The organism is Apibacter sp. (assembly GCF_025291155.1).
Classification (GTDB): domain Bacteria; phylum Bacteroidota; class Bacteroidia; order Flavobacteriales; family Weeksellaceae; genus Apibacter.
The window spans coordinates 1-10,226 of record NZ_JAMBJZ010000076.1 but is presented as its reverse complement, the minus strand read 5'-3'; the positions used below and the strand labels follow the sequence as shown (position 1 = coordinate 10,226).

General features: G+C 31.9%; 8 protein-coding genes. 7 read left to right on the top strand and 1 reads right to left on the bottom strand.

The annotated features are described in order from the left end of the window. The 7 genes from M3Z80_RS07660 to M3Z80_RS07630 form a co-directional block, all read left to right on the top strand. The coding region (locus M3Z80_RS07660; RefSeq protein WP_293918955.1) for an FtsW/RodA/SpoVE family cell cycle protein at positions 1–890 on the top strand (890 nt) is incomplete at its 5' end. Next, the gene (murG, locus tag M3Z80_RS07655; protein WP_293918954.1) at positions 877–1,980 is read left to right on the top strand and encodes an undecaprenyldiphospho-muramoylpentapeptide beta-N-acetylglucosaminyltransferase; all 1,104 of its coding nucleotides are present in this window, start codon (positions 877–879) and stop codon (positions 1,978–1,980) included. The genes M3Z80_RS07660 and murG, both read left to right, overlap by 14 nt. Before the next feature lie 3 nt (positions 1,981–1,983). Beyond that, positions 1,984–3,345, top strand: a complete 1,362-nt coding sequence (gene murC, locus M3Z80_RS07650) for a UDP-N-acetylmuramate--L-alanine ligase (RefSeq protein ID WP_293918953.1) — start codon at positions 1,984–1,986, stop codon at positions 3,343–3,345. Positions 3,346–3,364: 19 nt separating this feature from the next. Beyond that, positions 3,365–4,057 (top strand): cell division protein FtsQ/DivIB, encoded by a 693-nt coding sequence (locus tag M3Z80_RS07645; RefSeq protein ID WP_293918952.1) that lies wholly within the window; start codon positions 3,365–3,367, stop codon positions 4,055–4,057. Between the two features lie 2 nt (positions 4,058–4,059). Beyond that, positions 4,060–5,427: a cell division protein FtsA gene (gene ftsA, locus M3Z80_RS07640; protein WP_293918951.1), complete on the top strand. Its 1,368-nt coding sequence runs from the start codon at positions 4,060–4,062 to the stop codon at positions 5,425–5,427. Positions 5,428–5,441: 14 nt separating this feature from the next. Beyond that, positions 5,442–7,271 carry a cell division protein FtsZ gene (gene ftsZ, locus M3Z80_RS07635; protein ID WP_293918950.1) on the top strand — a complete coding sequence of 610 codons (1,830 nt, stop codon included), beginning with the start codon at positions 5,442–5,444 and terminating at the stop codon, positions 7,269–7,271. 23 nt (positions 7,272–7,294) lie between these two features. Then, positions 7,295–7,741 carry a GatB/YqeY domain-containing protein gene (locus M3Z80_RS07630; protein WP_293918949.1) on the top strand — a complete coding sequence of 149 codons (447 nt, stop codon included), beginning with the start codon at positions 7,295–7,297 and terminating at the stop codon, positions 7,739–7,741. A 100-nt stretch (positions 7,742–7,841) separates the two neighbouring features. On the opposite strand, the gene M3Z80_RS07625 is transcribed toward M3Z80_RS07630, so the two are convergent. Further along, positions 7,842–10,226: T9SS type B sorting domain-containing protein (locus tag M3Z80_RS07625; protein WP_293918948.1), on the bottom strand; the 2,385-nt coding region annotated here is incomplete at its 5' end.

The window sequence follows — 10,226 nt, the reverse complement described above, 5'->3', positions numbered from 1 at the left end:
GAGCAAATGCTTCTCGATGGCTAAAACTTCCAGGAGTGCCATTTGCTTTTCAAACTTCTGTTTTCGCTGCATTAATATTAAATATATATGTTGCCAGATATCTGGATAGAAATAAAGATAGAGAAATAACTTTTAATAACAGTTTTGTACCAATACTTTTACCTATATTCCTAGTAGTGGGATTAATATTTCCGGCAAACGGATCCACTGGAATTTTAATCTTTTTGATGGTGTTGGCTTTATTATTTATCGGGGGGTATCCAATGAAAATATTACTTTCTATAATTGGAGTTGGTATAATTGTGGCTATTCTCTTTATAACAATCATGCTAAAATTTCCTGATATGTTTCCTGGTCATAGGGTTCATACCTGGAAAAGCAGAATTGAGAACTTTGCTGGAGGAGAAGGAGAAGAAAGCTATCAAGTACAACAAGCAAAAGCGGCAATAGTTCAAGGCGGTATAATAGCTAGAGGTCCGGGAAAAAGTGCATTTAAGCAATCTTTACCTCAATCGTCCTCAGACTTTATTTTTGCCATTATAGTTGAAGAATATGGTATTATGGGTGCTATTACATGCTTTTTCCTTTACTTACTTATACTATGGAGAATAATAGTTATTGCTACAAAAGTGGAAAATATATTCGGCACCCTGTTAGTAGTAGGAATTGGATTGCCTATTATATTTCAGGCATTTTCAAATATGGCTGTTGCGGTAAACTTAATTCCTGTAACTGGCCAGCCATTACCCATACTAAGCTATGGCGGAACCTCCATGTGGGTAACCTATATGGCTTTAGGAATTATTATCAGTGTAAGTCGTGATATGATTCCTGAAGAAAATATTAAAGAAAATAATAAAAAAGAAGATGTAAATTATGAAATCGCCTAGATTCTTACTTAGTGGTGGAGGTACTGGAGGACATATTTTCCCCGCAATAGCCATTGCAGATGAAATAAAACGTCGCTTACCCAATGCAGAATTTCTTTTTATAGGATCGGAAGATAAAATGGAGATGGAAAAAGTACCTCAAGCTGGTTATAAAATCGAAGGATTATGGATTTCAGGAATTTCAAGATCTTCTATGCTTGCCAACCTAAAATTTCCTTTTAAGGTTTTTTCAAGTATCATAAAATCACGAAAAATTATTAAATCTTTTAAACCCGATGCTGCTATAGGCACAGGAGGATATGCATCCGGACCAGCTTTGTACGTAGCTGCAAATACAAATATTCCTACTTTTATACAGGAGCAAAATTCCTTTCCAGGGATAACCAATAAGAAACTTGCAAACAAAACAAAGGGAATATTTGTTGCCTATGATAGTATGGATACGTTTTTTCCAAAAGAAAAAATACACTTTACAGGAAATCCTGTTAGAAAATCACTATTCAATAATAAAGTTTCACAAGAACAAGCAAAGAAAGAATTAAAATTAGATTTTTCTAAATTGGTTATATTATCAATAGGTGGATCTTTAGGTTCTAGGACTATAAATAATTTTTGGAAAAATAACTCAAAAATAATTGCTGATTCTGATATACAAATTTTATGGCAAACCGGTAAATCGGATTACTCTGATATTATAAATAATTCTGAGTTAAAACATCCCAACATACAAATAACTGAGTTTATTAAAAATATGTCTCTAGCTTATGCTGCTGCTGATATAATTATTTCGAGAGCTGGAGCCATAGCTATATCCGAATTAACTTTAGCCGGGAAACCTACTATACTCATACCTTTTCCCTATGCTGCAGAAGATCATCAGACTAAAAATGCTCTGCAATTGGTTAATTATAAAGCAGCAAAAATGGTAAAAGATTCTGATGTTTCAAGTAAATTATTAGAAGAAATTCAAAATCTCATTAGCAATGCCAATGAAAGAGAATTGTTAGGTGAAAATATTTTAAAAATGGCCAAACCTAATGCTACTGAAGAAATTGTTTCTCATATATTAAAAGAATTAAATTTTGAATAATTAATGACAGACATTCACACATATAAAAACTATTATTTTATAGGAATTGGAGGAATTGGAATGAGTGCCTTAGCACGCTATTTTAAGTTTTCCAACTCAAATGTATATGGATATGATAAAACAAGTACTAAGCTAACTCATAGCCTAGAAAATGAAAATATACCTATTCTGTATGAAGATTCAATTTCATTACTTCCAAAAGATATTTCAGCGGGAAATACATTAATTATATATACACCGGCTATACCGGAAGATTTAAAAATTAAAAATTATTTTATTGAAAAAAACTTTACTCTCTTAAAAAGATCACAAGTTTTAGGAGAAATTACCAGAAGTACTTTATGTTTAGCCATAGCAGGAACTCATGGAAAAACAACCACCTCTACCCTATTGGGGCATATATGTAAGTATGCAAATCTACCTTCGACTGCTTTTCTCGGCGGCATTTCAGCAAATTATAATTCTAATTTTATTTATAATGGAGCTGAAATTTCTATTGTTGAAGCAGACGAATTCGATAGATCTTTTCTTGCCTTATCACCCAATATGGCGACTATAACCTCAACAGACTCCGATCACCTAGATATATATGGAAATAAAGAAAATATTATAGATTCCTATAATAAGTTCGCAGCATTGATTCCAGAAGATGGATTCTTAGTAGTAAAAAAGGGGTTACCCATCCGGGCAAAACATTTAACTTATTCCGCGCAGGAAAAGGCTGATTATTATGCTGAAAATATTCAAATTATCAACGGAAGTTTTAAATTTGATTTAATAACTCCTAAACAAACTATAAAAGATTTCAAACTGCCTATTCCGGGAAAGCATAATGTAGAAAATGCAATAGCCGCCTTAGCAATCGGTTTAAAACTAGGTATTGAACCCGATATTTTACGTAAAGCATTAGCTGAATTTAAAGGAGTTTTACGAAGATTCAACCAGCATATTTTCGAGAACGATACAATATATATTGATGATTATGCACATCATCCGACTGAGATAAACGCAGTAATTGATACTATTAGAAATATGTATCCTTCAAAAAAATTACTGACTGTTTTTCAACCTCATCTCTATTCTAGAACAAAAGATTTTGCTGAAGATTTTGCTAGTAGTCTTAGTAAAACAGACCAACTAATTCTGTTAGACATTTATCCTGCAAGAGAAATTCCTATTGAGGGAGTTACCTCGGAATGGCTTGCTGAAAAAATTGAATTAGATAATAAAGAGATAAGCTCGATAGACAATGTTTTAAATACTATTAAGACAAAAGATTTTGATGTGCTTCTTACTATAGGAGCCGTTAATATTGATACTTTACATGATCCTATAATTAATTGGCTTAATGAAATTAAAATATAGATTTATAAAAATATTTTCATTGATAATAGTATTAGGGTTTCTAATGAACTTCGCTGTACGAAGACATAACGATAGAAATATAGATACAGTAAAAATTCATATTGAAAATTCTGATTATATACATTTTATTACTAATACTATGGTCAAAGATATAGTAAATCTATCTTCAGAAAACGGAAAAAATGCTATTAAAATAAAAGATATAAACATTTCAAAAACGGAAAGTAATTTAGATTCAAATCCATTTATTTCTAATAGTAACGTATATATTGATTTAAATGGTTCTATTAATATAAATATTGATCAAAAAATTCCTGTAGTTCGAGTAAAAACCTCTAATGAAGAATTTTATTTGGATAAATCCGGAAGTAAATTTCCTTTATCTAGAAACTTTTCATTACCTTGTTTAATTGCAACCGGGGAAATAGAAAATAAAGAATTTAATAATTTAGTAAAATTAACTCAATTAATTGCAGAAGATGATACATTAAAAAACCATATTGTAAGTATTGTAAAAGACAAAAAAAATTGTTATAATTTTCTTTTAAATATACCGGGAGTATATATTGAATATGGAGAATTAAAAAATAATCATCAAAAGCTTACTAATTTAAAAGAATTTTACAGACAATATTTAGATTATGTAGGTTTTGGAGTGTATAAAAAAATAAGTTTAAAATATGACAATCAAATAGTTGCAACAAAAAGATAAATATGAACAATAACAATATTGCAGTAGGTTTGGACATAGGAACAACAAAGATTGTTGCTATAGTAGGTCAAAGGAATGAGCATGGAAAATTGGTCATTCTGGGAATGGGCAGAGCTAAAAGTTTAGGAGTTCATCGAGGTGTGGTAAATAACATTACTCAGACTATTGATTCAATTAAAAAGGCAATTTCTGAGGCTGAAAAGGCTGCTAACTACAAAATTACCGATGTGACTGTAGGAATCGCAGGTCAACATATTAGAAGTCTTCAGCATAGTGATTATATTTCGAGACCCAATTTTGAAGATGTTATTGATGATAGAGATATTGAGAATTTAAAAGATCAAGTACATAAGCTTGTTATGCTTCCAGGAGAGGAAATAATACATGTTCTCCCTCAGGATTACAAAGTAGATTCTCAATCTGAAATTATTGAACCACGCGGCTTTCATGGAAGTCGTCTGGAAGCCAACTTTCATGTAGTAGTTGGACAAATTTCCTTAATAAGAAATATTGCTAGATGCGTTAAAGAAGCAGGATTGAACTTAGTAGGAATAACGCTCGAGCCTCTTGCTTCATCCGATGCTGTATTGAGTCAAGAAGAGAAAGAAGCAGGAGTAGCTTTGATAGACATAGGAGGTGGTACTACAGATATTGCTGTTTTTAAAGATAATATTATACGTCATACGGCAGTGATACCTTTTGGAGGCAATGTTATTACAGATGATATTAAATCAGGTTGCTCCATCATTGAAAGACAAGCTGAAATTTTAAAAGTTAAACACGGGTCTGCTTGGCCTTCTGAAAATAAAGAAATTGAGGTCATAAGCATACCAGGATTACATGGGAGAGAACCTAAAGAAATTACGGTAAAAAAATTATCCCAAATCATTCACGCTAGAGTAGAAGAAATTATTTCTTTAGCCTATATTGAATTAAAAAATTATGGCTGTGAAGAGCAAAAGAAAAAATTAATTGCAGGAATTGTAATGACCGGAGGTGGCTCTAAATTAAAACATTTAAGACAATTAACAGAATATACTACCGGAATGGATGTTCGGATAGGTTTTTGCAATGAACATCTTGCAAGTGGACAACCGGAAGAACTCGCAAGTCCGGAATATGCTACAGCTATCGGACTATTGATGACGGGACTTAATAATCTTGATCTAAAGAAAAATAAGTTTAAACAAGAGCAGAAAAATATTCAACCTAATGAAAACACTTCTGAATCTCTTGAGGAAAAGAAAATTTCAAATAGTACAATAAATAATAATATTGAAAAAAAATTGAAAGAAGAAAAGAAAAAGAAGAAATCCATATTCGCAGCTTTTCAAGAAAAATTTATTAAATATATTAATGACACAGAGTAAATTATTTAAATAAGATGGATAATACAGAAAACAATAAGCTATTTTTTGAGCTGCCCAAAAATAAAACTTCTGCGATCAAGGTTATTGGTGTTGGAGGTGGAGGTAATAATGCTGTTGGTTATATGTATGATCAAGGCATAACTGGTGTTGATTTTATAATTTGCAACACGGATGCACAGGCATTAATAAACAATCCTATTCCTAACAAAATTCAATTAGGAAATACAATTACAGAAGGATTGGGTGCAGGAGCAAATCCAGAAATCGGAGAACAAGCTGCTCTTGAAAGTATCGATGATATTAAAAATGCTTTAGGAGAAGAAACCAAAATGGTTTTTATTACTGCAGGAATGGGAGGTGGAACAGGTACTGGTGCAGCACCCATTATTTCCGGCATTGCAAAAGAAATGGGCATATTAACTGTAGGTATAGTAACTATTCCATTTTCATTTGAAGGTAAAATCAGACTGGAGCAAGCGGAAAAGGGACTTGAAAAAATTAGAAAAAACGTAGATTCTTTAATCGTTGTAAAAAATGATAAACTTCGAGAGCTTTATGGTAATTTAGGTTATAAATCTGGTTTTTCTAAATCAAATGAGGTACTCAGCACTGCAGCAAAAGGGATTGCAGAGGTAATTACAAAAAATTACTCGATAAACATAGATTTACGTGATGCTAAAACCGTATTGGCAGACAGCGGTACAGCAATAATGGGATCTTCTATAGCCTCAGGACCTAATAAAGCTCAAGATGCTATTATGACCGCATTGGATTCTCCTTTGCTTAATGATAATAAAATTACGGGTGCTAAAAATGTATTGTTACTTATTGTTTCGGGAGAAGAAGAAATCACTGTAGATGAAATAGGTATTATAAACGATCATATTCAATCTGAAGCAGGCAATAATACAAATATCATTATGGGTATCGGTGAAGATGAAAGTTTAGGAGAAAATATAAGCGTTACGGTTATTGCTACCGGATTTCCTGTAGACGACGAAAGAAATAGCGGAAAGGAAAGAGAAAAGATCGTACATACTTTAACCGATGATTTTCCTTCATCCGGTACTCTGCATGTTGGAATTAGAAATTCAACCATTTCTCAAAGTCAAAAAGATAATGGAAACGATGAGCCTAGAGTTATCTCTCCTTCAAATAAAGAAAATTATAATCAGGAAAAAACGGAAGAAAAAGTAGCCCAAAAGATAATAACACTTGAAGATGAGGATGAAGTAACAACTTTTGGTATATCAAACAGACAAGATCCTACAGCTCCTTCTTTTTATATCGATGAAGAAATAAATATTATTAAAAAAGATATTACTAATCTTTCCAAAAATAACGAATCAACTCTATTTTCTAACTCAGAAAATAGTTACCAAGAAGTTCGTGAGGATAAGTTACAGGAGCCTCCTGTCAATCAATCAACCATATTCACTTTAGATGAGGCTGATGATTTTACCCAAAAAGTAACTTTACAAACTGACTTTGGAGAAATTGATATCAATCAAAATAAGATTCAGCTTCCTGAGGAAAAGATTTCGAACTTAACCGAAGATAAAACCGTTATTGAAGATAAAAATTATTCTTCAGAATCTCTAAATGAACTTATGGAGAAAAAAATTCAGGAAAGAAGAGAAAGACTAAAAAAATTGAATAGTAAATTTCAAGGATTATCTAAACAAAATGTTGATGAAGTTGAAAGAGTTCCTGCTTATAAAAGACAAGGTATTAATTTAGATGATACTAATGATTATAATCAAAACTCGGATATGTTCTTCAATAAAAAATCTAATGAAGTTCAAATTCGTCCTAATAATTTTTTCCATGACAATGTAGATTAGTCCATAACTTATAAAAAGATGATATGAGCTTAGAAACCCAAATAATGGATGCGATGAAGGTCGCTATGAAAGATAAAGATAAAATAGCTTTAGAATCTTTACGAGCTATTAAATCTCAATTATTATTACTTAAAACTGACGGCAAGACTGAAAATATTTCTTCTGATCAAGAAATAGCTTTATTACAAAGATTAGTTAAGCAGAGAAAGGAAGCTTATGAGCAATTTATTGCAAATAACAGGAATGAATTGGCTGAAAATGAATTGGCCCAAGCAAAAGTTATTGAGAAATTTCTTCCTGCACAACTTACCCCTGAAGAATTAGAGAATGAACTCAAAGAAATTATTAAAGAGACAGGTGCCCAGGATATTAAAGATTTAGGAAAAGTCATGGGTATTGCTTCTAAAAAATTGCAAGGAAAGTCTGAAGGAAAAATAATTTCAGAAACTGTTAGGAAGTTGTTGTCCTAATTTATCTTTTGTATTAAAGTCGACTATAACCAGTCGGCTTTTTTTATAACAAAAAAGACATTCGAAAATGAATGTCTTTTTATTTACATTGCTAATCATATTATCTATCTGATTCGTTATAATTCCTCAACATAATCCAACCTGTAAACTCGCGCCCATCAGCAATAGTTATTATATACCAATAAGAAGATGTTGGCAAATTTCTGCCTAAATGCTTACCATCCCATAGGAAACACGTATTGGAACTTTGTTCGAACACTTGCTTACCATATCTGTCAAAAATTTTAACATGGGAAACTCCTCCATTAAATAAATCCAATCCACACACTCTCCAAACATCGTTATAGTTATCGCCATTAGGTGTAATTACATTATTAATCCCGAATATAATCCCTTTCGATGTTAATGCATCACAGTTGTTTGCCACAGATCGCACATAAAAGGTATAAATGCCTTGTTTCAGATTAGTAAATGTATTATTTCTTTGCCATTTTACTTTATCTATCGAATATTCTAAAGGAGCAGGTCCTTTAGCTATAACAGTAATATAATCTTTTCCTTGTTGCAATTCTACAATCACAGGTTCTTCCAATAGTTTAACTTCAATCTGATGTGTAGTGGTACAAGAGATATTATAGTTTAGAAGCTTGGTAAGTTCTACTGTATAAACACCTATATCTCTAACATTTTCAAGATAACGACCATTTCCGACTAATTTTCCATTAAAGAACCAACGGATCTGCGTATAGCCATCATCTCCGGCATCTAAGGTAGTGGAGTATCTTGGACAGACATATACCACTTCATTAGGAGGGGTAGGAGAAATATAAGGTATTAGCTCTACTTTTGCTACAGAAGGACAAAAATCCTCAGAAATATCATCAACCCTTACATAGATATATCCTTTATTACTTTTATAATTAGATAATTCCGGCTCTAGTATTTCCTTAGAAGGAATACCCATTGCCAGGTCTTTTAAGGCATTATTTGCATCCTTTTCCGTTCTATAATAACGTACTCTTGTATCTGGTTTTACTTTAAACAAGCTTTCTACTAAAGGTAATTGAAAATATGCATACCCGTCTTTATCCTCATCACAAGCATATAAAGTTGTATCTTTAATTTCTGCCGGATTATTAGTTTCAAATTCAATTTTAGTAATACCTATACATTCGGTATGTATGTTTTTAATTCTAATGTAAATATTATCGGACAAAGTAAAATAAGTATTTTTATCTATACTTTCTGTTCCTTTCAATGCTTTTGAAAGTCCCTCATGATAAGTTATTTCATAATTGGAATTATTTAAATAATCATGACCTTCTTTATCTTTTATTTTAGGATCTAAATCTTTTAACAATAAGTCGTCATATATTCCATTATTATCTCCATCACATACAAATTGCGGAGATAGTACAGGCCTTGGAGTTTCTTTCTGGGTTATCGTAATGATTCCAGCATTACCACATCCGTTCTCTTTATTCTCAAATAATACTTTAATTTTTACTTTCGACTCTCCTGCCGGCGGTTCATAGTTGCTTAACGTGCTCGGTATCGCTCCTGAGGTATCTTCTACTCTTCCAATCTCAACTCCCTTACTATCTTGATAGATAATCCTCATTTTTTCTAAAAAGCTATCTATTCGTGATTTATCTCCGTTCTGCGATAACATCGGATAGATGGAGTTCCATAAATCTACTCTACTTTTGACTCCCTCCGGTTCATATTCGCAGAGTACAGGCTCATCTTTTTGTACTTTTAAATACGGATATAAATATAGTTTTACTTTCGATACATCATCACAATATTTCCCGTCTTTATCTTTTACTCTTACATAAATTTCATCTACTATATATAATCCTTCTTTATATAATTCTCTATTGATATAATTGGATATTTCCGGCTCTGTCAAATGTTTATATATTCCTTGCGCTTCGTTTTTAAAGGATTCTTTCGCATCCGCCTCATTCCTATAATAGCGATAACTTCCCGATGGATAATTACCTATGAGGGCTTCGGCTTCATGTAAATCGTATATTTCTTTTGAATCATCACTTGAATCATCACATTTAACCGCTAATTTTACTTCTTTTTGTATCGGTACATTTTCCGAATTCTTTTTAAACCATACTTCATTAATTCCAATACATCCACTCACTTGATTCAACACTCGTACATATAACGGTTTGTTAAAATCTACGATAAAATAACTGTTTTTATCTATAGGTTTGGCGCTTGTACCTTGTACATCTAAAGCCTCAGATTTGCTTCGATAATAAGTTATTTCTTGTTGTGGCGATTTTGTTATTACCAATTCGTCTAAATCTTTAAGTAAAACGTCATTATAATCTCCGTCTAAATCTTCATCACACAGGGTATATGTAATCTTATTCGGCCTTGGAGTTTCTTTCTGGGTTATCGTAATGATTCCAGCATTACCACATCCGTTCTCTTTATTCTCAAATAATACTTTAATTTTTACTTT

Excerpts from the sequence above, each read along its gene's own strand:
- M3Z80_RS07630 (WP_293918949.1), top strand. The coding sequence starts at position 7,295 with ATGAGCTTAGAAACCCAAATAATGGATGCGATGAAGGTCGCTATGAAA.
- ftsA (WP_293918951.1), top strand. The coding sequence starts at position 4,060 with ATGAACAATAACAATATTGCAGTAGGTTTGGACATAGGAACAACAAAG.
- murC (WP_293918953.1), top strand. The coding sequence starts at position 1,984 with ATGACAGACATTCACACATATAAAAACTATTATTTTATAGGAATTGGA.
- murG (WP_293918954.1), top strand. The coding sequence starts at position 877 with ATGAAATCGCCTAGATTCTTACTTAGTGGTGGAGGTACTGGAGGACAT.
- ftsZ (WP_293918950.1), top strand. The coding sequence starts at position 5,442 with ATGGATAATACAGAAAACAATAAGCTATTTTTTGAGCTGCCCAAAAAT.